Source organism: Streptomyces reniochalinae, assembly GCF_003323735.1.
Classification (GTDB): Bacteria; Actinomycetota; Actinomycetes; order Streptomycetales; family Streptomycetaceae; genus Streptomyces; species Streptomyces reniochalinae.
This window is the reverse complement of the sequence record NZ_QOIM01000041.1, coordinates 92,996-117,534: the sequence shown is the minus strand read 5'-3', so window position 1 is coordinate 117,534 and position 24,539 is coordinate 92,996. Positions and strand designations below refer to the sequence as shown.

Genomic DNA, 24,539 nt, shown 5'->3' with positions numbered 1-24,539 from the left:
GTGCCACGTTCGGGTGAGGGGCCTCGCGGCTCCGCTCCGTACCACTCAGCTTTCGCTCGGTGGCTGCGTCCGCTCCCGCAGCGCGTCCGCCGCCTCCCGCAGCCGCTCCTCGTCCCAGCCGTCACGGCGCCACGGACGGTCGGGGTCGGGCGGCGGTCGGAAGGCGGCCAGCAGTGGCAGCACTCCGTCCACGGTGTGCCGGGCGCTCCCGAGGACTTCCCGCACGACCACGAGCGCGGAGTGCGGCGGCACACGCGTGGCGAACAACCGCTCCAGCACCGCCGGGAGGCCGCCGTCGGCGAAGGCGGTACGGCACTGCGCGACGAGCGGGGCGAGCCAGCGGGCGGACAGCTCGTAGCGGGAGGCGGCCGCGCCGCTGCCGTCGTCGGCCGCGAACGTGGGGGCCAGCGCGGCGGTGAGCCGGTCCGCCCAGACCGCGGCGGGCGCGTCGTGCGCGAAGCCGGGCGGTCCCGCGAGGTGCGGGTGCTCCTTGGCGAACTCGAACCACTCCACGCACCGCGCCGCGTGCGCGAGGTCGCCGGGGAGGACCGGATCGCGGTCGTACTGTCCGTACTCGACGTCCCGGAAGACCGCGCGGAACGTCTCGAACGACAGCGCGACCGACGGGTCCTCGGCGAGCAGTACCGCGTCGTAGAGATCCTTGCCCTCCGGGTAGGCGTCGCTGACCAGCCAGAGCAGCTTCCAGGCCAGCGACAGTCCGCGGGAGGCCGCGCGGACGGTCGACGGCTCTTCCGCCACGCCCGCCGGGCGCGGGACCCGCGTGCGGACGGCGGGCGCGGGAAGGGTCTCGTTGAAGACGAAGTCGAGCTGGACGGTGCCGCCGGGCAGGCCCTCGGCAGTCCACGGGATGACGAGGCGGCGGCCCGGCACCCGGTCGTAGGTCCAGATCTCGTCGCGGGCGGCGTTGTCCGCGTCCAGCCTGACGGGACCGTACGACTCGGGGAAGGCCGCCGCAGGTGCGGCCGCCGCGTGGGAGGCCGCCTCGGCGGCGTGGGCGAGCTCGTCCAGCATGTGACCGGTGCGCTCGTCGGTCACCTGCCAGTCCGGCGGCTCCACGACGAAGTCGAGGTCACCGGGGTCGCGGGCCGCCTGCCCGTACCAGGCGCGCAGCAGCACACTGCCGCGCAGCACCAGGTGCTTGGCCCATCCGGAGGAGGCGACGGCGGCCAGCGCCAGGTCCAGTGCCCTGCGCCGCGCCGCATACCAGCGCTCCCCCCGCTCCGCGTCAGCGAACTCCGGGTCCCCCAGCCGCATCGCCTTGGCGTGGTGCACCGCCGAGGGATCGAACACCGGGCGCTGCACCACGTCCTGACCGCCGAGGACGGGCCGCAGCGTGGACGGGAGTTCGAGCGCGGCCCGCGTGTCCTCGTCCAGCTCCCGCTGCGGCACCGTCTCCTGAGCCGCCCACGGCCCGGGACCGAACTTCCGCCAGCCCGCCGCCGCGTACGCGCGCGGCCTGGTGACCGCCGCTCCCCCTTCGGCTATCCAGCCCTCGTCCAGCGCCTCCGCACTGTCGTGGACGACGAACTCCCGTTCGACGGCGAGGATCGGGTGCCTGAGGGAGGACAGGCTCGCGAGCAGGTCGTTCAGCCGGCGCCCGGCCGTCTCGTCGCCGACCTCGCGGCAGCGCTGGGTGACGAAGTACTCCCGTCGCCCGTCCGCGCGGGTCCGGCGGGCGTTGCGGGAGAGGTGCGCGTCGTGCCGTACGGCCAGCCGGGCCAGCCGGACGAGCTCCCCATCGGGGTCGGCGTCCGGAGTGCCGGTGCCGGTCTCCGGTGGCAGCAGCAGCTTGACGTGGTGCTCGAAGTAGTACGCCGGGCCGAGTGCGGCGCCCTCGTCGTCGGTGCGCGGGACTCCGGAGGCCCACGGTGCCGCCTCGATCTTGGTCCGGACCACGGGAGCGCCCTCGGCGGCCAGCTCCCGCGCCGCCGCCCGCGCCGCCTCGCGGACCGCGTCGAAGCCTCCCTCCGCGGTGAGCGTGACCATGGGCTGGTCCGGGGTGCGCCCGCGGTCGAGGACGATGCGGGCGTACTTCCACGCCCTCTCCGCCGCGTGCGCGGCCAGCGCCCCGGACGCCACCCCAGGGCAGGCGGCGTCGACGGTCAGGTGGACCTCGAACTCGCCCGAGAAGACGGGCGCATGTGCGGCGTGGATGTCGGACACGCGTGCGATCGTCTCAGGTCGCGCGATCCCCGCGCGGCCCGGTCTCCGAGGGCTCCGTGCGCGTCCCGTGGTCCCGCAGATAGGCGTGCAGCAGTCCCGAGCCCTCCAGCATGGCCGTCGTACGAGCCGTGAGCTCCGTCGCACGGCGGTCGAGGGCGGCGCGCAGCTCCTCGGTGCTGCCGGCCTCGCGCAGACCGTCGAGCACGGGGCGGATCTGCGGCAGCGGGTAGCGGCTCTGCCTCAGCAGGGCGACGAGGCGGGCCTCTCGCGCCTGGGCGGGGCCGAACAGCCGGTAGCCGGTGGCCGCGTCGCGGTGCGGCCGCAGCAGTCCGGCGGACTCCCACACGCGCAGCGTGGAGGGACGGACGCCCAACTGGTGCGCGAGCTCTCCGACGCGCAGCGAGGAGGCGGGCGGCGAAGCCCGTCGGAGGGCGTGCGGCGAGGACCCGGCTCCCGGCGGTGACGCGGCGCGCGGCGGCGACGGCGCCTCGCCGGGGCCCTGCCGCACGACCTCGGCGAGGGCCTCACCCGCCGCCCTCAGGGAGAGCCGCTGCTCGTGCAGTTCGGCGTGGACCGCGTCGACGAGCGCGAGCGCTTCGGGGACCTCGCCCGCGTGGACGGCGACCATGATGTGCCGGGCCCTGACGACGCCGTAGCCGCCGGCCAGCGCGCGGAAGGTGAGCAGGGCGGCGCGGTGGCGCTCGGTGAAGGCACGGTAGTCGGAGGGCGTACGCGTCGCCGGCGGGAGGACGCCGGCCTCCTCGTAGTTGCGCACCTGCTGCGTCGAGATCCCCACCGCCCGCGCCAGGTCCACGGACCGCAGGGTGCCGCGCCGTGTGCCGTCGGCTTCCATGTCCCGTGCGCCCTTTCCCTCTCGCCCGCCCGCACCCCCTCGTGCCCGCGGGAGTGCGAACGCTACGGGATACGGCGAGTCGGTGTTCCGGAAGCCCGGCGACACCCGGACGAGGGATTCATGGGGGCGCATCGCTGCACTGTCGTTCCTCCGCGCGCCGAAAAGGCGGACGATACCGCCGACATTCCCGTTCTGGGTCATTTCCGAGCGAAAGAGATGTTCGATGCCTCGTACCGCCACCCGCCGCGGCATCCGCAGGGCCGTCCTCGCGGCCTGCGCCGCCACGGCCGCCGCACTCGCCCTCGCCGCGCCCGCCGTGCAGGCGGCCCCGTCCGAGCCCACGCACCGGGTCCACGCGCCGTCCGAGCCCACGCCCCAGATCTACGCGCCGCCCGCCTCGTCGCCCCAGGCGCAGGACTCGCCCCAGGCACAGGACCGGCACACAGGCCCGGAGATCCGCCGTTTCCTGGGCTGGTTCTACGGGGAGCACGGGCCGACCGACCAGCAGCGCGAGAAGTGGGTCTCGGATCTCCTCAAGACCAAGCAACAGCAAAACCCCGGCCACGACGTCATCCTGTGCGCCCAGAACGCGCCGCGGAACATCGAGGTCGGCCCCGTGACCGTCGCGCAGTCGGCCGGCTTCGGCTGGGCCACGGTCACCGCCTACTGGGCCGACGGCACCACCAGCACCTCCACCGCCTACGTCGCCCTAGACTCCAACCCGATCGAGTTGCACGACGTCGTGTGCGCCGAGTGAGACGGAGAGACGGAGCAGCCCCATGGGGATACGAGCGGGGGAAGACCGGGACCGCCGAGAACGTGGCCGGCCGCAGTGGCCCACCACGGAGGCGGAAGCGGTGGCCCTCCAGGAGCGGCTGCGCGAGGCCGCCGACCTGACGGCTGAGGGGCCGGCCCCCGACCAGGTGCGCACCGTCGCGGGCGTGGACGTGGCCTACGCGGACGGCGGCGGCCTGGTGGCCGCCGCCGTCACCCTGGACGCGGCCACTCTCGACGTCGTGGAGGAGTCCGTGCACGCGGGGCGCACGGACTTCCCCTACGTGCCGGGCCTGTTGGCCTTCCGCGAACTGCCGTCGGTGACCGCGGCGCTTGACGGCCTGGCCCACCGACCCGACGTCATCGTCTGCGACGGCTACGGCCTCGCACACCCGCGCCGCGCGGGACTCGCCGTCCACCTGGGCGTGCTGACCGGCATCCCCTGCTTCGGGGTCGCCAAGACGCCCTTCCTCTTCGACTTCGAGCAACCCGGCCACGAGCGCGGCTCCTTCTCCCCGCTCACCATCGAGGGCGAGGAGGTGGGGCGCGCGCTACGCACGCAGGACGGCGTGAAACCCGTCTTCGTCTCCGTCGGCAGCGGCATCGGCCTGGAACACGCCACCGCGCTCACCCTCCGGCTGGCCCCCACCTACCGCCAGCCGGAAACCACCCGCAGAGCCGACCACCTCGCGGGCCGCCACCTGGCGGCCTCCGGCCAGAAGTGACCGCCAGGGGTGACCAGGGGCGTGCTCCGTTGGACGGGAGAGTGCAAGGTCACACCCGTGCCCCCTGCTACCAGCGAGTCGGCTCACCTAATCTGCGGCCATGACGGTCCCGCCTGAAGAAGGGCTCTCCCTCGCTCAGGACTTCCCGGACGCGACGCACGAGCAGTGGCAGCAGCTCGTCGCCGGGGTTCTGCGCAAGACGGGAGCGACGGCCTTCGACGACGCCGCGCCCGACTCCGCCCTCACCACGACGCTCGCCGACGACATCAGGGTGCGCCCCCTCTACACCCGAAGCGACGCGGGAGGACCGACCGGGCTGCCGGGGTTCGCCCCCTTCACTCGTGGCGCCCGCGCCGAGGGGAACACGGCCCGGGGGTGGGACGTACGGCAGCGGCACACCCGCGCCGACATCGAGGGCACCCGCAGTGCCGTGCTCGACGACCTGGAGAGCGGTGTCACCTCGCTGTGGCTGACCGTGGGCGCCGCCGGACTGCCCGTCGCCGGGCTCGCGCGGGCCCTGGAGGGCGTCTACCTCGACCTGGCACCCGTCGTGCTGGAACCGGGTGCCGCGTTCGGGCCCGCGGCCGCCGAACTGCTGCGGCTGCGCGGACAGCTGACCGGTGGGGCCGAGCCCGCGCCCGGCAGCGTGCTGGGCGCCGACCCGCTGGGGCACGCCGCCCGCACGGGCGCCCACGACACGGTGCCCGAACTGCGCCAGGAGGCCGCCGAACTCGCGGCGGGGTGCGCAGGGGACGAACCCGGACTGCGCACGTACGTGGTGGACACGCTGCCCTACCACGAGGCCGGCGGCTCCCCCGCGCGGGAGCTGGCGTGCGCGCTGGCCACCGGCGTGGCCTACCTGCGCGACATGACGCGGGCCGGACTCCAGGTGGCACAGGCGTGCGAGCAGCTGGAGTTTCGCTACGCGGCCACCGCCGACCAGTTCACCACCATCGCCACGCTGCGGGCCGCCCGCAGGCTGTGGGCGCGCGTGGCGCAGGCGTGCGGCGCCCCGGCGGCCGCCGGGGCGCAGCGGCAGCACGCGGTGACCTCTCCGGTGATGATGACCCGCCGCGACCCGTGGGTGAACATGCTGCGCACGACCGTCGCCACGCTGGCCGCCGGAGTCGGCGGCGCCGACGCGGTCACCGTGCTGCCGTTCGACGACGCGCTGGGGCTGCCCGACGCCTTCGCCCGGCGCATCGCCCGCAACACCTCCGCCATCCTGCTGGAGGAGTCCCACCTGGCCGGGGTCATCGACCCGGCGGGCGGCTCCTGGTACGTCGAAGCACTCACCGACGAGCTGGCGCACACCGCGTGGGCGCACTTCCGGGAGATCGAGGGTGCGGGCGGCATGGCCGCCGCGCTGCGCGACGGGCTGGTCGAGCGGCGGCTGCGCGAGAGCTGGGAGCTGCGCACCACCGCGCTGGCCCGGCGCCGCGAACCGGTCACCGGCGTCAGCGAGTTCCCGCTGCTGGACGAGCGGCCCCTCGCACGCGAGCCGGCACCGCAGCCTGCCGGTGGCGGACTGCCGCGCGTGCGCAGGGACGACGCGTACGAGGCGCTGCGCGTCCGCTCGGACCGCCATCTGGAGACCACCGGAGCGCGCCCGAAGCTCTTCCTGGCCGCGCTCGGTCCCGCCGCGGCGCACACGGCACGCGTCTCCTTCGTCTCCAACCTCGCCCAGGCGGGCGGCATCCAGCCGGTACACGATCCGGTGACGGTGGACGCCGCCACCGCGGCCGCCGCGTTCACCGCCAGCGGCGCCACGGTGGCGTGCCTGTGCTCCAGCGACGCGCTGTACACCGAGGAGGCGGCACAGGTCGCCACCGCGCTCAAGCGGGCGGGCGCGGCGCGCGTGCTCCTCGCGGGGAAACCCGACGCGGAGCGGCGCGAGGCGTACCGGGCCGCCGGTGTCGACGCGTTCGTCCACGCGGGCGGTGACGCCGTCGCCGCCCTCACCTCCCTCCTCGACCGCATGGGGGTCGACGCATGAGCCGGCAGACGACAGGCGCGGAGGACTCCGCCGCGATCCCCGACTTCACCACCGTCGGCCTCGAATCCGACCCCGGGGCCGAGCGCGGAGCCGAGGGCGGCCGTGGGTCCGACGGCGAGCGGTGGCGGGAGACCGTCAAAGAGCGCACCGGGCGCTCCGTCGAGGACCTGGCCTGGCACACCCCTGAGGGCATCGCGGTCAAGCCCCTCTACACCGAAGAGGACCTGCACGGCCTCGACTTCCTGGGGACGTACCCGGGCATCGCCCCCTACCTGCGCGGCCCGTACCCGACGATGTACGTCAACCAGCCGTGGACCATTCGCCAGTACGCGGGCTTCTCCACGGCCGAGGAGTCCAACGCCTTCTACCGCCGCAACCTGGCGGCCGGACAGAAGGGCCTCTCGGTCGCCTTCGACCTGCCCACCCACCGCGGCTACGACAGCGACCACCCGCGCGTGACGGGCGATGTCGGCATGGCGGGCGTGGCGATCGACTCGCTCTATGACATGCGGCAGCTCTTCGACGGCATCCCCCTGGACCGGATGACCGTCTCGATGACGATGAACGGCGCCGTCCTGCCGGTGCTGGCGCTCTACATCGTCGCGGCCGAGGAACAGGGCGTACCGCCCGAGAAACTGGCCGGGACCATACAGAACGACATCCTCAAGGAGTTCATGGTCCGCAACACCTACATCTATCCGCCGCAGCCCTCCATGCGGATCATCTCCGACATCTTCGCCTACACCTCGCAGAAGATGCCGCGCTACAACTCCATCTCCATCTCCGGCTACCACATCCAGGAGGCCGGCGCGACGGCCGATCTGGAGCTGGCGTACACGCTGGCGGACGGCGTGGAGTACCTGCGCGCCGGACTGGACGCGGGCATGGACGTCGACGCTTTCGCCCCCCGGCTGTCGTTCTTCTGGGCGATCGGGATGAACTTCTTCATGGAGGTCGCCAAGCTGCGCGCGGCGCGGCTGCTGTGGGCGAAGCTCGTGAACGGGTTCGAGCCGAAGAACCCCAAGTCGCTGTCGCTGCGCACCCACTCGCAGACCTCGGGCTGGTCGCTGACGGCGCAGGACGTCTTCAACAACGTCACCCGCACGTGTGTCGAGGCGATGGCCGCCACCCAGGGCCACACGCAGTCGTTGCACACCAACGCGCTGGACGAGGCCCTGGCGCTGCCCACCGACTTCTCGGCGCGCATCGCCCGCAACACCCAGCTGCTGCTCCAGCAGGAGTCGGGCACCTGCCGGGTGATCGACCCGTGGGGCGGCAGCGCCTACGTGGAGCGGCTCACCCACGACCTGGCGGCACGGGCCTGGCAGCACATCGAGGAGGTCGAGGCCGCCGGCGGCATGGCCAAGGCCATCGACGCGGGCATTCCCAAGCTGCGCGTGGAGGAGGCCGCGGCCCGCACCCAGGCCCGGATCGACTCGGGGCGGCAGCCGGTCATCGGCGTCAACAAGTACCGGGCGGCGAGCGACGAGCAGATCGACGTCCTCAAGGTCGACAACTCCTCCGTCCGCGCCCAGCAGGTGGCCAAGCTGCGGCGGCTGCGCGAGGAGCGCGACGAGGGCGCCTGCCGCGCCGCGCTGGAGGCCCTCACCCGGGCCGCCGGGGCGGCCTCAGGACCGGGCCTGGAGAACAACCTGCTGGCCCTGGCCGTGGACGCGGCGCGCGCCATGGCCACCGTCGGGGAGATCTCCGAGGCGCTGGAGAAGGTCTACGGGCGGCACTCGGGACAGATCCGTACGATCTCCGGTGTGTACCGCGAGGAGGCAGGAGTGTCGTCGTCCCTGGCCCGTACCCGGGAGCTGGTGGACGCCTTCGAGGAGGCGGAGGGCCGCAGGCCGCGGCTGCTGGTGGCCAAGATGGGCCAGGACGGGCACGACCGGGGCCAGAAGGTGATCGCCACCGCGTTCGCCGACCTGGGCTTCGACGTGGACGTCGGTCCCCTCTTCCAGACCCCGGCCGAAGTGGCACGGCAGGCCGTCGAGGCGGACGCGCACATCGTGGGCGTCTCCTCACTGGCGGCCGGACACCTCACCCTCGTACCGGCGCTGCGGGAGGAACTTGCGGCGGCCGGACGCGAGGACATCATGATCGTCGTCGGCGGTGTGATTCCGCCCGCCGACGTGGAACCGCTGCACGAGGCGGGCGCGACGGCGGTCTTCCCGCCCGGCACGGTCATCCCCGAGGCGGCGTACGACCTGCTGCGCGAGCTGGCCGCCTCGCTCGGCCACGACGAGTTGGCCGAGCCGGCGGAGTCCGCCGAGCCGAGCGAAGGCGCGACGGGCTCCGAGGGCCCGGCGGAGGGTGAGGGCTGAAAACGTGCCCCGGACCATCGACCCCGACGACTACGCCAAGGGCGTACTGGCAGGATCCCGCGCCTCCATCGCGCGGGCCATCACGCTGGTGGAGTCCCGCAGGGCCGACCACCGGGAGCTGGCGCAGCAGTTGCTGACGGCGCTGCTGCCGCACGCGGGCGGCTCCCGGCGCGTCGGCATCAGCGGAGTACCCGGTGTCGGCAAGTCGACCTTCATCGACGCGCTGGGCACCCTGCTGACCGAGCGCGGCCACCGGGTGGCCGTCCTCGCCGTCGACCCCTCCTCCACCCGTACCGGCGGCTCCATCCTGGGCGACAAGACCAGGATGGAGCGGCTCGCCGTCAACCCGGACGCGTTCGTGCGCCCCTCCCCCACGGCGGGCACGCTCGGCGGCGTCGCCAAGGCCACCCGCGAGACGATGATCGTGATGGAGGCCGCGGGCTACGACGCCGTCCTCGTCGAGACCGTCGGCGTCGGCCAGTCCGAGGCGACCGTGGCCCAGATGGTGGACTCCTTCCTGCTGCTCACCCTCGCCCGCACGGGCGACCAGCTTCAGGGCATCAAGAAGGGCGTGCTGGAACTCGCCGACGTACTGGCCGTCAACAAGGCCGACGGCCCGCACGAGCGCGACGCCCGCTCCGCCGCCCGCGAACTGGCGGGCGCGCTGCGGCTGATGCGGTCGGCCGACGCCTCCTGGACCCCGCCGGTGCTCACGTGCAGCGGCCGGGAGGGCACCGGACTCGACGAGGTGTGGGAGCGCGTCGAGCGGCACCGCGAAGTCCAGGAGTCCACCGGGGAACTGGCCGCGAAACGCCGCGACCAGCAGGTCGAATGGGTGTGGTCCATGGTCCGCGACGACCTGCTGGGACGCCTCGAACAGCACCCCGGGGTACGGCGCCTCGCGCCCCTGCTGGAAGAGCGCGTCCGCGAGGGCTCCCTGACGGCCACACGCGCCGCCCAACGGATCGTCGAAACCTTCGGCGGGCGGGCCGCGGACTGAGCCCCGCCGCGTCTCCCGCGGTCCTGGAAGAGGGCCGCGCGAGCGGGCCTTACGGGCGCACAGGCAGCAAGCCCCTCACACCTGTCGCCACCTCTTGAACACACATCGGTCTGGACCAAAGCCTTGACGGCTCGTTCGGGCAGGCTTACAACAAGTCATCAAGAAAGCCCGGGGCTCAGCGGAAGCGCTACGCGCGCCTCAGTTGATGTCTTGTCACTTCTTGTCATGAGCACGCCCTACGTCCACCCCCACGAAAGGACGGGCTGACATGAGACTTCCCTGGCGGCTCCGCACAGCTGTGTGCGGAGCGACCCTGCTGTGCTGCACAACCGCCGCGCTCCTCCCCGCCACGGGCTCGGCCGGCGCCGCGGACAGCGGACGGCCGGGCAGCGGCGCACAAGCGGTCGTCTTCTCCGACGACTTCGACGGCCCGGCCGGCTCCCCTGCCGACAGCGGCAAGTGGCAGACCGAGACCGGAGACAACGTCGACAACCACGAACGGCAGTACTACACCCCCGGCACCGACAACGCCGCGCTCGACGGCAACGGCAACCTCGTCGTCACCGCACGCAAAGAGAACCCCGGCAACTACCAGTGCTGGTACGGCACGTGCGAGTACACCTCGGCACGGCTGAACACCGCCGGAAAGTTCACCCAGACCCACGGGCACGTCGAAGCGCGCATCAAAGTGCCACGGGGCCAGGGCATGTGGCCGGCCTTCTGGATGCTCGGCGACGACATCGGCAGCGCCGGATGGCCCGCCTGCGGCGAGATCGACGTGATGGAGAACGTCGGCTTCGAGCCGAACACGGTGCACGGCACGCTGCACGGCCCCGGCTACTCCGGCTCGGGCGGCATCGGCGCCGCCTACTCCCTGCCGGACGGCGCGGCCTTCGCCGACGACTTCCACGTCTTCGCCATCGACTGGTCTCCCGGCGCCATCAGCTGGTCGGTGGACGGCAACGTCTACCAGACGCGCACCCCCGCCGATACCGGCGCCAACCCGTGGGTGTTCGACAAACCGTTCTTCCTGATCCTCAACCTGGCCGTGGGAGGCTACTGGCCCGGCGACCCGGACGGCTCGACGACCTTCCCGCAGCAGATGACCGTCGACTACGTGCGGGTCACCGCCGGCGACTGAGCCGCGCGGGCGTACACCTGCCCGCGCCTCGGCCGAGTCCCCGTCCGGCCGAGGCGCGGGCCACATGGTGAGACCCCCATTCCCCTCACGGCGTGCCGCGTTGACCATGATCCGGCTGCGGAACATCGGGTTTCCGCAGGTCGGACGGGAGACGAACGATGGACAACCCGGCACCTTTGGTGCACACGGCCATCGCCATCGCGGCGGTGGTCGTGCTCATCCTCAAAGCGAAGGTCAACCCCGCGCTGGCGCTCGTACTCGGCGCCGTGTACCTCGGCCTCGCCGGCGGCCTGGGCGCCGAACGCACCCTGAAGACGGTCAACAAGGGCTTCGGCGACCTGATGGCCGAGGTGGGGCTCCTCATCGTCCTCGGCGTGCTGCTGGGCACCCTGCTCTCCGCGCTCGGCGCCATCGACAAGCTGGTCACCCTGCTGCTGCGGACGCTGGGCCCCAAGCGGCTGCCCTACTCCTTCGCCATCACGATGGGCACCGTCTTGCAGTCCATCTTCGCCGACGTGCTGCTCGTGATGACCGCCCCGCTCGCCCGGTCGCTGGGCACCCGCATCGGTCCTGGCGGACTCGCCCGGATGGCGGCCGCCATGGCGCTGGGCGTCGAGGTCGGCATCGCGCTGTCGGTGCCCGGCATCGGCGCGCTGGCCCTCGCGGGCCTGCTGGACATCCCGCTGGGCATCATGCTCCTGTACGGCTTCCCCCTGGCCGCCGTGACGATCCTGCTGACCCTGCTGCTGTTCAGCGCGCTGGTCAAGCGCGGCTTCTGGAACCCGGACCGGGACGAGAGCGCGGTCGCTGAGGGCGAGGCGGTCGTCGAGGGCGGCGCGGCCGTCGAGGGCGGCGCGGGCTTTCATGACGGTGCGGTCGCCCACGACGGCGCGGCAGCGCGCGGAGACGCGACGGCGCACGGAGGCGCCGGGATGAGTGGCGACGCGGCCGTAGGTGAGGGTGGTGCAGGGCATGCTGGTGCGGGCGTCGGTGACGCAGTGGCGGCGGACGGCGACGCCGGTACCGCGCGCGGCGACGGCACCGCGCCGCCCCTGGGGCTCTCGCTCACACCGCTGCTGCTGGCCCTCGTCCTGATCGCGACCGGCGCCTTCGCCCAGGTCGCCGGCTGGGACTCACCCGTCGTCGGCTTCCTCGGCGACCCGGTCGTCGGGCTGTTGACGGGGCTGATCCTCGCCTGTCTCGTCGCACGGCGCCGCCTGCCGGCCGGGGCCGTCGGAGAGGCGTTCGGGCAGGGTTTCCGCACCAGCGGGCAGATCCTGGTGCTGACCGGGGTCGGCGGCTCGCTGGCCGCCGTGGTGGAAGCCGTGGGGCTCGGCGACCTGATCAAGGACTCGTTCTCGGCCGGCACGTGGGCACCGCTCGCACTGGTGTGGCTGATCGCCGCCGTCCTGCACATGGCGATCGGTTCGGTCACCACCTCCGCCATCACGGCAGCGGGCATCCTCGCCCCCGTGGCGCCCAGCCTGGACGTGCAGCCGGTACTGATCGCGCTCGCGGCCGGCGCGGGCTCGCTGTTCGCCATCCACGCCACGAGCAACACCTTCTGGCTGTTGCAGACCCTGCTCGGACAGACGACGCGGGGCACGCTCAAGACGGTCACGCTGACCGTCTCCGGCGCGTCCGTGATCGCGCTGGGACTGATACAGACGGTGAGTCTCGTGATGTGAGAAGCCGGTGACGGCCGGGAAAACCTGGGAATCGTCGCTGCGGTTTCCTCGACCGCCAAAAACCTCTCCATAAGGGGCTGCGCCCCCTCGGAACAGTGGTCAACACCTCCTCACATGACGGATTCCGTTGAATGGAGCCCTTGACTCCACTTCTCCGCAACCGCTTGTATGCGCTGACCGGAACGCGCTTCCGGCACCGCACATCCCGCACCGCGCCCGCGGTGCCGCGCCGGAGGCGACACCGCTCCCCGCCCAGTACGCGCCGTATCCCGTACGCAGTACGAACGGAACCGCATGACCGACACCCACGAAGACACCAGCCGGCCCCGGCTCACGCGCTCCATCGGCGTCGTGGGCGGCACCCTGCTCACCCTGTCCTGTCTGACTCCGGCCTCGTCGCTCTTCGTGATCGTGCCGGACTCCTTCGGCACGCTCGGCACGGGAACGGCCCTCACCCTCGCCATCGCCGCCCTGCTGTGCGTCGGCGTCGCCTTCACCTACTCCGAACTCGGCACCCTCGTCCCGTCGTCCGGCGGTGAGTACGCCATGGTCGGCACCCTGATGGGCAGGCTGGCGGGCTGGCTGGTCTTCGTTCTCTCACTGATCGTCGTCATGATCGTGCCGCCCATCATCGCCCTGGGCACCGCGGACTACCTCGCCCCTCTCGTGCAGCTCGACCCGCGCGTCGCGGCCGCCGCCGTGATGCTGCTGTCCACCGCCATGGGCCTGCTCGACCTGCGGGCCAACGCCTGGATCACCGGCGTCTTCCTGGCCCTGGAGGTCGTGGGCGCCGCCATCGTCGCCTTCCTCGGCTTCACCCACGCCCAGCGCCCCGCCTCCGTCCTCCTCCACCCCGTCATGGACTCCGGACAGGGTCACACCAGCCCGGTCACGGCCGGACTGATCGTCACGGGGCTGGCCACCGCGCTGTTCATCCTCCAGGGCTTCACCACCGCCGTGTACCTGGCGGAGGAGATGGAGAACCCGCGCCGCACCGTCTCCCGCACCGTGCTGTGGACGCTGAGCATCGGCTTCGCCATCGTCATCGTCCCCGTCGTCGCCCTCACCCTCGGCGCCCCCGACCTGCACGCCCTCGCGGGCGGCGACATCGCGGGCATGGTCCAGCAGTGGAGCAACTCCGCCGTCGGCACGTTCATCAGCCTGTGCATCGCGCTGGCCATCATCAACGCCGCGATCGTCATGGTGATCCAGAACTCGCGCGTCGTCTTCGCCTCCGCCCGCGACGCCGCCTGGCCCGGCCCGGTCAACCGCGCCCTCTCCCGGCTGGGCACGCGCTTCGCCTCGCCCTGGGTGGCCACCCTCGTCGTCGGCGTCCCCGGAGCCGTCCTGTGCTTCGTCAACCTCGACGTGCTCAACGAGGTCACCGGCGTGGCGGTGGCCGGCCTGTACGTCTTCGTCGCCCTCGGTGCGCTGGCCGCCCGGCGGGAGGCGTTCAAACACCGGGCCGCCTGGCGGATGCCGCTGTGGCCCGTCCTCCCCGCGCTCCTGATGGCCGCACTGATCTGGGTGCTGTACCAGCAGAGCGCCGAGAGCCTCGCCGTCACCGGAGGCATCGTCGCCGCCGCCGCCCTCTACTGGGCCTGCTACCTGCGGCCGCGCCGGGCCACGCACTGGGTCATCTCCGTCCCCGAGGAGGAGCACGCCGGTGCGGGTTCCGGTGACGCCACCGGAGGCAGCCCTCAGTGTTCCCACAACCCTCCGAGCGCCGGCCACGACGAGTCCCTTCAGAACGTCTGACCCGCCCCCTCCGGCGGGCCCGGGACGCTCAGGGCCGGCGTAGGCACGGCGTCCCGAAGCGGTATCCGGCCCCGGTCCGGCGTAGTGGGGGCGGGGCCGGACCACGCCGGACCGGGCCGGCTCGTCACGGCACCATGCGCAGGCCGTCCTTCTTGGCGCCCCGGCTGAAGACGGCCTCGCGGATGGTCTCGTAGGCCTTGTCCTGTGCGGGGTCGCCGGCCGACCTGCTGCTGCCGGACGCGAGGTTGACGAGCGTGTACCGGGGCGAGGACCGCATCAGGAAGGGGGTGAAGGACGCCTTGTCGATCGTCCAGGCGCCCTTGTGCCCCCGGTCGGAGGTGCGGCCGGGCGGGACGAAGTGGAAACGCGCCGCGGTGCCCATGGAGCCGCGGGGGTCGTTCATCTTGCCCGCGATCTGGTCGCCCATGCCGTAGACAACCCAGGTGCCGTTGACCTTCTCGTACGCCTGCGGCACGTGTGCGTGCGTGCCGAGGATCAGGTCGACGTCCCGGCGGCCGTGGGAGCGGGAGGCGGTCAGCGTCTTGGCCATGGACCGCTGGAGCTGGTCGGGCTTTTGCTGCCACTCGGTACCCCAGTGCATGCTGACGACGACCACGTCGGCGCCCGCCCGCCGTGCGGCCCGGGCGTCCCGGATGATGCGCTGGGGCTCGATCAGGTTGACGAGCCAGGGTTTGTTCTCGGGCACGGAGATGCCGTTGGTGCCGTAGGTGTACGCCAGCTGTGCGACCTTGGCGCCGCCCGCCCGCAGCACGGCGGGCCGCCCGCGTTCGCGGGCAGAGCGGGCGGAGCCCACGTGCTGGAGCCCCGCGGAGTCCATGGCCTCCAGGGTGCGGTGCACGCCGTCGCTGCTGTCGTCCAGCGTGTGGTTGGAACCCGTCGAACACGAGTCGTAGCCCACGTTCTTGACGGAGCGCGCCAGCTGCGGCGGGGTCTTGAAGAGCGGGTATCCGGAGAACGGTCCGCCGTCGGGCCCGTAGACGGTCTCCATGTGGCAGATTGCCAGGTCGGCCTTCCGCACCATCGGCTTCGCCGCGTCGATCATGCGGCCGAAGTCGTAGCCCGGGCCGCCCGCGTCCGCGCGCGCCTGCCGGATGATCGAGTCGTGGACGAGCAGATCGCCGGTGGCCACCAGGGAGAAGCCCTGCGCGTCGCCCTGCCCCCGCTCGTGCACGGACTGCTGTCCCTCCCCGCGCTCCGCGCGCGCCCCGGTCCCCGCGGAGCCGCTGCGCACGCCGTCCGCGGCCGTTCCGCATCCGGCGACGCCGCCGAGCAGTGCGGTGACGGCGACAGCCGCGAGGAGACCGCGTGCGCGGAGGCGACCGCGAGTGGGACGGACGCGCCCCACGGGATGGATGCGCGGGAGGAGGCGCACGCGCCGGAAGAGGCGGGCACGGGCGACGAGGTCCGTGGGGAGGAAGGGCCGGATCGGAGAAGAGAGGCGGATCGGCGAGGCCAGGCGGGCGTCGCGCGGTGCGCGGCGGCGGCCGGGACGGCGGCCCGAGCGGCGACCGCGGCCGGGGGGAACGTGTGTGCGCATGGATGCTCCTGCGGGGCGAGCCAGTCATACAAGTGCGATAAACGCACTGGACGACGACTCGCCCTCGCTCCCCGGGAGCGACACAGCGCCTGTCCCCCGACCGGCCCACAGGGAGCACCCGGGCTCCGTAACGACGCTCCGGAAGGGCCCCCTCAGCCCCGGGCGACCGTGTGACGGAACAGCGCCGTGAGCGCGGCGTGGGTGGCGGGCGGCAGCGCGGCCTTGTCCAACTGGGTGAGCGCTTCGGTCAGCTGCCAGGCCGATATCTCGTCGGCGGCGGCGCGCCCTCCCGCGTGGTCGATGAGAGCGGCCAGCTCGTCCGGCGGCGGCGGACAGGCGGGACCGCCGCCCAGCGACTGGGCGAGCGTCCGCGCCGCGGGGTTGCCCGCGCGCAGTGCCGCGATCAGCGGAAGGCTGGGCCCGCCCTCCCGCAGCCCGCTCATGACGGGACGCCCGCTCAACGCCGTCCCCGACCACAGGTCCTCGATGTCGCGGGCCACCTGCGCCGCCACGCCCAGGTGGTGTCCTGCACGCGTCAGCGCCTCGACCACCCGCTCGTCCGCCCCCGCCAGCAGCGCGCCGCCGGCCAGCGCGCACTCCAGCAGCGAACTGCGCCGCGCACCGGCCACCACCGCGTACTCCTCCACGCTGATGCCCTCGGGCGCGCGGCGCCGCAGCGCGAGTTCGGCCGACCGGCCGGAGACCAGCCGCGACGTGGTGCGGGTCAGCAGACGCAGCACGGCGCCCTCCGCCTCGGGGTCCGCGCCCGTGGGCAGCACGCGGCGGGTGGCCGCGCCCAGGAGCGCGTCCCCTGCCAGGACGGCCCAGCCGGTGCCGTAGACGGCCCACACCGCGGAGCGCCCGTGCCGGAGCGCCTCACCGTCCATCACGTCGTCGTGCAGGGACGCCCAGTTGTGCACCAGTTCGACGGCCGCGGCTCCGGGCAGCGCCGCAGCCGTGGGGTCCGTGGCGGAACCGTCCCGCCCGGTCTCGCTCGCGCCCGCCGCGCACAGCGTCAGGGCCGCGCGCAGCGGGGGCTCGGGGGTGACGCCGTAGGTGGGGCTGCCGTCCGGCTGGCTCCAGCCGAAGTGGTAGCCGCAGACGCGTCGCAGCTCGGGCTGGAGAGCGCCGACGGCCTCCCGCAGCAGCGGCTCGATCCGCTCGTGTGCGGTGGACAGCAGGGACGGGGCGGCGGGCAGACCGTGCGTGTCGGAGAGTTCCTCAGTCGTCATACCGGAGCGCCTCCTGATCTCTCCGTGCCGGACATCCGGATCACCCGGGCCGTGCCGGACATCCGGATCACCCGGGCGGATGCGAAGCGTGCGGGAATGGTGTGCTCTCAGTAATCGGCTTTCCCCACCGAGGGACCCGCGACTCCCGCCGCACCGATTCCGTACGAAGCACGCGGGGCGCAGGGGCGCGGCTCGGCGGAGCGGTGCGTGCGAAGTGGGGGGTGTGAGGCGCCGGGGGCGTGAAACCCGGGCACACGAACGCACGGCCCGGGATGCGGTGGCGCGCACCTCGGGCGACAGTGGGAGCGCGCTCGTCCCGGGCCCGAGGTCCCCCGCGGCCCGGGACCACTCAGGAGCAGGAGAAGCGATGGCACGCCCGGTCTGGAGCGGAGTGATCACCTTCGGGCTGGTGACGGTCCCGGTGCGGATGTACGCCGCCACCGAGGACCACACCACCCATTTCCACCAGTTGCAGCGCGGCACCAACGACCGGGTGCGCAACAAGCGGGTGAACGAACGCACCGGAAAGAGCGTCGGCTACGACGACATCGTCAAGGGATACGAGATCGCCGACGGCCAGTACGTCACCGTCGAGCGGGAGGAGCTGGAGGAGATCGCCCCCGGCAAGTCCCAGGTCATCGACGTGAGCGGCTTCGTGGAGGCGGACGAGGTCGATCCGGTCTACTACGTGCGCTCCTACTACCTCTCGCCCGGCGACGAGAAGTACCGCAAGCCCTACGAACTGCTCCGTGCCGCTCTGGAGTCCTCCGCGAAGACGGGCATCGCCACCTTCGTCATGCACGGCAAGGAGTACCTGGTCGCCCTCCGCGCCGGCGAGAACGTCCTGGCGCTGCACACCCTGCACTGGGCGGACGAGGTCCGCGATCCCGAGGAGGAGCTGTCCGAACTGCCAGGACGTCAGCGCTCGGACAGCAAGGAGCTGAAGACCGCGCGGCAGCTCATCGACAGCATGAGCACCACCTTCCACCCAGAGGACTACAGCGACCGCTACGAGGCCCGGGTGCGTGCGCTGGTCCAGGCCAAGGCCGAAGGTGAGGAACTCACCCCCGAGGAGGGCCCCCCGGAGGCCACCAACGTGGTGGACCTCAGCGAGGCCCTCAACCGCAGTATCGAACGGGCCCGCTCCGGGAAGAAGGGCGGCGACGGGGGCCGGAAGACCGGAGGCGGCCGCCAGAAATCCACCGCCAGAGACCGCACGCATCCTGCGAAGAGGCGGCAGAGCACGTCCAGGAGCGGGACAGGTGCCTGGAAGAGCCGGGCAGGCACCTCGAAGAGCCGAACGGGGGCCCCGAAGGGCCGGACAGGTGCCTCGAAGAACACTTCGCCGCTCCGGGACCTGGGCAAGGACGAGCTCTACCGGCGCGCCGGCGACCAGGGAGTGAAGGGCCGTTCGAAAATGACCCGCGAACAACTGCTCGAAGCACTCGAAGCACTTGCCGGCAGCGGCAGCTCCGGCAAGGCCGCCTGAGCCCGTACATCCGAGCCCCTGCATGAGGCCGACCCGCTGGGAGGACGTGGGATGGGCGTACGAACCTGGATCAAGGACTGGCCCGTGTACCGGCAGGCCATGGGCGGCGATCCGACGGGAAGAGGCGCGGCCGCCTCCTCCGCGTACACCCGCTCCCTGCGGCCGCGCACCCACTCCGCCGACCGTGTCGTCAAGTCGATCTGTCCCTACTGCGCCGTCGGCTGCGGCCAGGACGTGTACGTCAAGAACGAGCAGGTCGTCCAGATCGAGGGGGACCCCGACTCCCCCGTCAGCAGGGGCAGGCTCTGCCCCAAGGGCGCGGCCACACTCCAGCTGACCACGGGCGACGCCCGCCGCCACGAAGTGCTCTACCGGCGGCCCCACGGCACCGACTGGGAGCGGCTCGACTTGGAGACGGCCATGGACATGGTGGCCGACCGGGTCATCCGCACGCGCCGCCAGGGCTGGGAGCACGAACGCGACGGCGTCCGCGTCAACCGCACCATGGGCCTTGCGGCGCTGGGCGGCGCGGCGCTGGACAACGAGGAGAACTACCTCATCAAGAAGCTGCTCACGGCCCTCGGCGTGGTGCAGATCGAGAACCAGGCGCGGGTCTGCCACAGCTCCACCGTCGCCGGGCTCGGCACCTCGTTCGGGCGGGGCGGCGCCACCACCTTCCTCCAGGACCTCCAGCACGCCGACTGCATCGTCATCGAGGGCTCCAACTTCGCCGAGGCGCACCCGGTCGGATTCCAGTGGGTGATGGAGGCCAAGGCACGCGGCGCCACGATCATCCACGTCGACCCGCGCTTCACCCGGACGAGTGCCCTGGCCGATCTGCACGTGCCGATCCGGGCCGGCACCGACATCGCCTTCCTCGGCGGCATCATCAACTACGTGCTGTCCCACGAGGCGGACTTCCGCGAGTACGTGCTCGACTACACCAACGCCTCCACCCTCGTCGGCGAGGACTTCCGCGACACCGAGGACCTGGACGGCGTCTTCTCCGGGCTCAACCAGGAGACCGGACACTACGACACCGCCAGCTGGCAGTACGAGGGCGACGTCGTGCAGGCCGCCTCCGGGGAACGCGACGCGCTGTACGAGGAGCGCACCCGCCAGGGCCGCTCGGTGGCCGCCGCGGGCGGCTCCGAGTCACACGGCTCCGGCGGCGCACCCGTCTCCGGGAACCGCACACACGACCGAACGCTGCGCCACCCGCGCTGCGTCTTCCAGATCCTCAAGCGCCACTACGCGCGCTACACGCCCGAGATGGTCGAAGAGACCTGCGGCATCCCGCCCGAGACGTTCCTGGGCGTGTGCCGCGCCCTCGTGGACAACTCCGGACCCGACCGCACCTCCGCGTTCGCCTACGCCGTCGGCTGGACACAGCACACCGTCGGAGCCCAGTACATCCGGGCCGCCTGCGTGCTCCAGCTCCTGCTCGGCAACATCGGCCGGCCCGGCGGCGGCATCCAGGCACTGCGCGGACACGCCAGCATCCAGGGCTCCAGCGACATCCCCACCCTCTTCAACCTGCTGCCCGGCTACATCCCGATGCCCCACGCGCACAAGGCCGAGGACCTGGACACCTTCACCGGAGCCATGCGCACCGACAAGGGCTACTGGGGCGACATGCGCAACTACGTCGTCAGCCTGCTCAAGGCCTACTGGGGCGAGGCCGCGACCGCCGAGAACGACTACTGCTTCGACCATCTGCCCAGGCTGACCGGCTCGCACAGCACCTACGACACGGTCCTCGAACAGCTCGCCGGACGGTGCAAGGGCTACTTCCTGATGGGCGAGAACCCGGCGGTCGGCTCCGCGAACGCGAAGATGCAGCGGATGGGCATGGCCAACCTCGACTGGCTCGTCGTGCGCGACTTCTCCCTCATCGAGTCGGCCACCTGGTGGAAGGACGGCCCGGAGACGGAGACCGGCGAGCTGAAAACGGAGGAGAACGCCACCGAGGTCTTCTTCTTCCCCGCCGCCTCGCACACCGAGAAGGCCGGCTCCTTCACCAACACCAACCGGATGCTCCAATGGCACTACCCGGCCAAGGAACCGGACGGCGAAGCCCGCAGCGACCTGTGGTTCATGTACCACCTGGGCCGGCGCATCCGCGAGAAGCTGCGCGGCTCCACCGACCCGATCGACCGGCCGGTACTCGACCTGACCTGGGACTACCCGGTCGACGGACCGCTGGAGGAACCCGTCGCCGACGCGGTGCTCGCCGAGATCAACGGCCGCCACGCCGACGGCAGTCCGCTGTCCCGCTACCAGGAACTGCGCGACGACGGCTCGACCTCGTGCGGCTGCTGGATCTACTGCGGCGTCTACAAGGACGGCGTCAACCAGGCCGCCCGCAAGAAGCCCCACACCCAACAGGACTGGATCGCCGCCGAGTGGGCCTGGTCCTGGCCGTCCAACCGGCGCATCCTCTACAACCGCGCCTCCGCCGACCCCGAAGGCGCCCCCTGGAGCCCGGGCAAGGCCCTGGTGTGGTGGGACGCGGAGCGATCCGCCTGGAGCGGTCACGACGTTCCCGACTTCCCCGCCGACCGCCCGCCCTCCCACCGGCCCGCCCCGGACGCCACCGGCCCCGACGCGCTCTCGGGCATCGACCCGTTCATCATGCAGGGCGACGGAAAGGGATGGCTCTACGCGCCGGCCGGTCTGATGGACGGCCCACTGCCCACCCACTACGAACCGCAGGACTCCCCCGTCCACAACCCGCTCCACCCCGACCAGCAGCGCAGCCCGGTCCGCGAGACCCACTCCCACCCAGCCAACGCGTACCATCCCAGCGGCCACGAGGCGGGCACCGGCGTCTTCCCCTACGTGGTGACGACCTACCGGCTGACCGAACACTTCACCGCGGGCGGGATGAGCCGATGGTCGCCGTACCTGTCGGAACTCCAGCCCGAGTTCTTCTGCGAGGTCTCCCCCCAACTCGCCGCCGAGCGCGGCCTCGAACACACGGGATGGGCCACCGTGGTCACCGCCCGCGGCGCCGTGGAAGCACGCGTCCTGGTCACCGAACGGATGCGCCCCCTGCGGGTGGGCGGCCACGCCGTACACCAGATCGGACTCCCCTACCACTGGGGACGCAACGGCTACACACGCGGCGACGCCGCCAACGAACTCACCTCCATCGCGCTGGACCCGAACGTCCACATCCAGGAAGTAAAGGCCCTCACCGCCGACATCAGGCCGGGCCGCCGCCCACGCGGCCCCGAACTTTTGACCCTCCTCGCGGACTACCGCGAACGAGCAGGCATCACCGAGCACACTGGGACGGAGGTACGGGGATGACGGACGGCGACGGTGGCCGCGACGGTCGCGCCGGTGGTCGCGATGGCGTGGGGGCTGTTGGGGGTGGCGCGGGGCCCGCTGGGGGCGGCGCGGAAGCGGCCGGGGGCGGCGTGGGCGCCGCCGCGGGTGGCGTGGAGGCCGCCGGGGGCGGCGGCCATGGCGGCTCCGGGGGCAGCTGGGGCACCAGCGGCGGCGGAGGCACGGGGGTGGCCGCGGCCGACGGCACAGGGACCGCTGCTGCCGGCGGTACGGGGACGCGTGAGGTGACGGCCACCGTCGAGCGCATGGGCTTCTTCACCGACACCTCCGTGTGCATCGGCTGCAAGGCGTGCGAGGTGGCCTGCAAGGAGTGGAACGCCATCCCGGAAGACGGCATGGAGCTGACCGGGATGAGCTACGACAACACCCAGGGGCTCGGCGCCTCCACCTGGCGACACGTCGCCTTCATCGAACAGAGCAAGCCGGTCGTGCCCAAGGAGCACCCCGGCCAGCACCAGCACCAAGGGGACGGCGCTCAAAGCCCCCAAGGCGAAGGGCCACAGGACGACGCCGACGTCTTCGCGCTGGCGGCCCAGGGCTCCGGCTCCTCCGAGCTGCGCTGGTTGATGTCCTCCGACGTGTGCAAGCACTGCACCCACGCCGCCTGCCTCGACGTCTGCCCGACCGGCTCCCTCTTCCGCACCGAATTCGGCACGGTGGTGGTGCAGGAGGACATCTGCAACGGCTGCGGCTACTGCGTACCCGCCTGCCCCTATGGCGTCATCGAGCAGCGCCCCGACGACGGCCGCGCCTTCAAGTGCACTCTGTGTTACGACCGGCTCGGCGAAGGCCAGACGCCCGCCTGCGCCAAGGCGTGCCCCACCGAGTCGATCCAGTACGGCCCGCTGGACGAGCTGCGCGAACGAGCAGCGGACCGGGTCGAGGAACTGCACCGCGCGGGCGTACCCGACGCACGGCTCTACGGCCACGACCCGGACGACGGAGTGGGTGGCGACGGCGCGTTCTTCCTGCTGCTCGACGAACCCGAGGTCTACGGCCTGCCCCCCGATCCGGTGGTCACCACCCGTGACCTGCCCGCCATGTGGAAGCAGGCAGGCGCAGCCGCACTCACCCTGCTGGGCGGACTCGCCGCCGCCTTCGCGACAAGCGGCAAACCGAAGACCACGCGCGGCTCGTTCACAAGGAGGCGGCCATGACGACGGCCCCGCTCAACGGCGGCAAGCGGCGCCGCAAGCGCCGAGGCGAACAAACGGTCGTCCCCGACGCGGAGTTCACCTCCTACTACGGCAAACCCATCCTCAACACCCCCGAGTGGAAACCCCTCAACATCGGCGGCTACTTCTTCCTCGGCGGACTCGCCGGAGCCGGCTCGCTGCTGGCCGCCGGAGCCACGGCGACACAGCGGCCCGTGATGGCGCGCTCCATGAAGATCACCTCCACGGTGGCCATCGCGGGCTCCGCCGCGGCCCTCATCCACGACCTCGGCAAACCCGCCAGATTCGCCAACATGCTGCGCGTCCTCAAACCGACCTCCCCCATGAGCGTCGGCTCCTGGCTGCTGGCCGCCTACGGCCCGCTGGCCGGCGCCGCCGCCGTCTCGGACCTGACAGGCGTCCTGCCACGCGCCGGGCACGCCGCCACCGCGGGCGCGGCACTGCTCGGGCCCGCCGTCGCCACCTACACGGCCGTACTGGCCTCCGACACGGCGGCGCCCGCCTGGCACGACGGCTACCGCGAACTGCCCTTCGTCTTCGCCGGGTCGGCCACCGCCGCCGCGGCCGGCACAGCGCTACTGACCGCGCCCCTGCGGGAGAACCGACCCGCCCGGCACGCCGCCCTCTTCGGCGCCGGGCTGGAGGCCGCCGCGACCCACCGGCTGGAGTCCCGGCTGGGCATCGTCGCCGAGACCTACCGCAAGGGGCTCGCGGGACGGCTGATGCGCTCCGCGAAGGTGCTCACCGCGGCCGGGGCACTGGCCGGCGCCGCGGCGGGCGGCCGCAACCGCGGCCTGGCGGCGATGAGCGGGGCGGCCCTGCTCGCCGGATCGGTCTGCACCCGCCTGGGAGTCTTCCACGCAGGCCGCGCGGCACTGGCCGATCCGAAATACACCGTGGTACCGCAGCGGGAACGACTCCGCGCCCGCGAGGCCGCCCAGGCCACCATGGCCACCCCGTCGACGGACCACAACCACGCACCCCCCACCGAACCCACCTGACCCGGATCACCAACCGGCCACGGCCCGGTCGACCAGCCGACCGGGCCGACCGGGCCGACCGGCACCCGACTGTCCGACTGGTCGGCTGCCTAACCCCTGGCCCCTGGCCGGCACAGGCCGACAGGCCGACAGGCCGACAGGCCAACAGGCCAACAGGCCGAGCGTTGGTGCGCCTGGACCGAGCCGGGAATCGCCCGTCCCGTACAGGCTGACGACCAGAAGCCGCGTGCCCGGCTCCGGCCGACTCCCGGCAGAGCCCGGCTCGAACCGGGCGACGACCG

General features: G+C 72.5%; 16 protein-coding genes. 12 read left to right on the top strand and 4 right to left on the bottom strand.

All coding sequences use genetic code 11. The annotated features are described in order from the left end of the window. Window positions 1–45: 45 nt before the first annotated feature. Both DQ392_RS24340 and DQ392_RS24335 read right to left on the bottom strand, forming a co-directional pair. Window positions 46–2,184: a nucleotidyl transferase AbiEii/AbiGii toxin family protein gene (locus DQ392_RS24340; protein WP_245981882.1), complete on the bottom strand. Its 2,139-nt coding sequence runs from the start codon at window positions 2,182–2,184 to the stop codon at window positions 46–48. A gap of 13 nt (window positions 2,185–2,197) precedes the next feature. After that, window positions 2,198–3,037, bottom strand: a complete 840-nt coding sequence (locus DQ392_RS24335; RefSeq protein WP_114017840.1) for a MerR family transcriptional regulator — start codon at window positions 3,035–3,037, stop codon at window positions 2,198–2,200. 223 nt (window positions 3,038–3,260) lie between these two features. Here DQ392_RS24335 and DQ392_RS24330 point away from each other — a divergent pair, with 223 nt between their 5' ends. The 8 genes from DQ392_RS24330 to DQ392_RS24295 all read left to right on the top strand — a co-directional run bounded on the left by DQ392_RS24330 (window position 3,261) and on the right by DQ392_RS24295 (window position 14,449). After that, window positions 3,261–3,794 (top strand): hypothetical protein, encoded by a 534-nt coding sequence (locus DQ392_RS24330; protein WP_181856572.1) that lies wholly within the window; start codon window positions 3,261–3,263, stop codon window positions 3,792–3,794. 22 nt (window positions 3,795–3,816) lie between these two features. Further along, window positions 3,817–4,536, top strand: coding sequence for an endonuclease V (locus DQ392_RS24325; RefSeq protein ID WP_114017839.1), 720 nt, complete (start codon window positions 3,817–3,819; stop codon window positions 4,534–4,536). A 100-nt stretch (window positions 4,537–4,636) separates the two neighbouring features. Then, complete coding sequence (locus DQ392_RS24320; RefSeq protein ID WP_114017838.1) at window positions 4,637–6,532, top strand: methylmalonyl-CoA mutase family protein; 1,896 nt, start codon at window positions 4,637–4,639, stop codon at window positions 6,530–6,532. Then, a complete protein-coding gene (gene scpA / locus DQ392_RS24315) occupies window positions 6,529–8,862 on the top strand; it encodes a methylmalonyl-CoA mutase (RefSeq protein WP_245981879.1) in 2,334 nt (777 codons plus the stop codon). Before DQ392_RS24320 ends, scpA begins: the two co-directional genes overlap by 4 nt. Window positions 8,863–8,866: 4 nt before the next feature. After that, complete coding sequence (meaB, locus tag DQ392_RS24310; RefSeq protein ID WP_114017837.1) at window positions 8,867–9,862, top strand: methylmalonyl Co-A mutase-associated GTPase MeaB; 996 nt, start codon at window positions 8,867–8,869, stop codon at window positions 9,860–9,862. 268 nt (window positions 9,863–10,130) lie between these two features. Further along, a complete protein-coding gene (locus tag DQ392_RS24305) occupies window positions 10,131–11,003 on the top strand; it encodes a glycoside hydrolase family 16 protein (RefSeq protein ID WP_114017836.1) in 873 nt (290 codons plus the stop codon). Between the two features lie 158 nt (window positions 11,004–11,161). Further along, window positions 11,162–12,691, top strand: coding sequence for a GntP family permease (locus tag DQ392_RS24300; RefSeq protein ID WP_114017835.1), 1,530 nt, complete (start codon window positions 11,162–11,164; stop codon window positions 12,689–12,691). A 294-nt stretch (window positions 12,692–12,985) separates the two neighbouring features. Next, window positions 12,986–14,449 (top strand): APC family permease, encoded by a 1,464-nt coding sequence (locus tag DQ392_RS24295; RefSeq protein WP_245981876.1) that lies wholly within the window; start codon window positions 12,986–12,988, stop codon window positions 14,447–14,449. A 124-nt stretch (window positions 14,450–14,573) separates the two neighbouring features. Here DQ392_RS24295 and DQ392_RS24290 read toward each other — a convergent pair whose 3' ends face one another. Further along, window positions 14,574–16,007 carry a CapA family protein gene (locus DQ392_RS24290; protein WP_245981873.1) on the bottom strand — a complete coding sequence of 478 codons (1,434 nt, stop codon included), beginning with the start codon at window positions 16,005–16,007 and terminating at the stop codon, window positions 14,574–14,576. Between the two features lie 152 nt (window positions 16,008–16,159). Further along, a complete protein-coding gene (locus DQ392_RS24285) occupies window positions 16,160–17,239 on the bottom strand; it encodes a polyprenyl synthetase family protein (RefSeq protein ID WP_114017834.1) in 1,080 nt (359 codons plus the stop codon). A 367-nt stretch (window positions 17,240–17,606) separates the two neighbouring features. Here DQ392_RS24285 and ku point away from each other — a divergent pair, with 367 nt between their 5' ends. The 4 genes from ku to nrfD all read left to right on the top strand — a co-directional run bounded on the left by ku (window position 17,607) and on the right by nrfD (window position 24,258). Then, window positions 17,607–18,728: a non-homologous end joining protein Ku gene (gene ku / locus DQ392_RS24280; protein WP_114017833.1), complete on the top strand. Its 1,122-nt coding sequence runs from the start codon at window positions 17,607–17,609 to the stop codon at window positions 18,726–18,728. A 51-nt stretch (window positions 18,729–18,779) separates the two neighbouring features. Continuing rightward, on the top strand, window positions 18,780–22,043 hold the full coding sequence (gene fdh / locus DQ392_RS24275) for a formate dehydrogenase (RefSeq protein WP_114017832.1): 3,264 nt from the start codon (window positions 18,780–18,782) through the stop codon (window positions 22,041–22,043). 284 nt (window positions 22,044–22,327) lie between these two features. After that, window positions 22,328–23,239, top strand: coding sequence for a 4Fe-4S dicluster domain-containing protein (locus DQ392_RS24270; protein ID WP_114018017.1), 912 nt, complete (start codon window positions 22,328–22,330; stop codon window positions 23,237–23,239). Next, window positions 23,236–24,258 (top strand): NrfD/PsrC family molybdoenzyme membrane anchor subunit, encoded by a 1,023-nt coding sequence (nrfD, locus tag DQ392_RS24265; protein ID WP_114017831.1) that lies wholly within the window; start codon window positions 23,236–23,238, stop codon window positions 24,256–24,258. Before DQ392_RS24270 ends, nrfD begins: the two co-directional genes overlap by 4 nt. Window positions 24,259–24,539 lie beyond the last annotated feature (281 nt).

What these genes read in the sequence shown, in the direction of transcription:
- ku (WP_114017833.1), top strand. Translation starts at nt 17,607, where the DNA reads ATGGCACGCCCGGTCTGGAGCGGAGTGATCACCTTCGGGCTGGTGACG.
- scpA (WP_245981879.1), top strand. Translation starts at nt 6,529, where the DNA reads ATGAGCCGGCAGACGACAGGCGCGGAGGACTCCGCCGCGATCCCCGAC.
- DQ392_RS24270 (WP_114018017.1), top strand. Translation starts at nt 22,328, where the DNA reads ATGGGCTTCTTCACCGACACCTCCGTGTGCATCGGCTGCAAGGCGTGC.
- nrfD (WP_114017831.1), top strand. Translation starts at nt 23,236, where the DNA reads ATGACGACGGCCCCGCTCAACGGCGGCAAGCGGCGCCGCAAGCGCCGA.
- DQ392_RS24305 (WP_114017836.1), top strand. Translation starts at nt 10,131, where the DNA reads ATGAGACTTCCCTGGCGGCTCCGCACAGCTGTGTGCGGAGCGACCCTG.
- DQ392_RS24285 (WP_114017834.1), bottom strand. Translation starts at nt 17,239, where the DNA reads ATGACGACTGAGGAACTCTCCGACACGCACGGTCTGCCCGCCGCCCCG.
- DQ392_RS24290 (WP_245981873.1), bottom strand. Translation starts at nt 16,007, where the DNA reads ATGCGCACACACGTTCCCCCCGGCCGCGGTCGCCGCTCGGGCCGCCGT.
- DQ392_RS24295 (WP_245981876.1), top strand. Translation starts at nt 12,986, where the DNA reads ATGACCGACACCCACGAAGACACCAGCCGGCCCCGGCTCACGCGCTCC.
- fdh (WP_114017832.1), top strand. Translation starts at nt 18,780, where the DNA reads ATGGGCGTACGAACCTGGATCAAGGACTGGCCCGTGTACCGGCAGGCC.
- DQ392_RS24320 (WP_114017838.1), top strand. Translation starts at nt 4,637, where the DNA reads ATGACGGTCCCGCCTGAAGAAGGGCTCTCCCTCGCTCAGGACTTCCCG.
- DQ392_RS24330 (WP_181856572.1), top strand. Translation starts at nt 3,261, where the DNA reads ATGCCTCGTACCGCCACCCGCCGCGGCATCCGCAGGGCCGTCCTCGCG.
- DQ392_RS24300 (WP_114017835.1), top strand. Translation starts at nt 11,162, where the DNA reads ATGGACAACCCGGCACCTTTGGTGCACACGGCCATCGCCATCGCGGCG.
- DQ392_RS24325 (WP_114017839.1), top strand. Translation starts at nt 3,817, where the DNA reads ATGGGGATACGAGCGGGGGAAGACCGGGACCGCCGAGAACGTGGCCGG.
- DQ392_RS24335 (WP_114017840.1), bottom strand. Translation starts at nt 3,037, where the DNA reads ATGGAAGCCGACGGCACACGGCGCGGCACCCTGCGGTCCGTGGACCTG.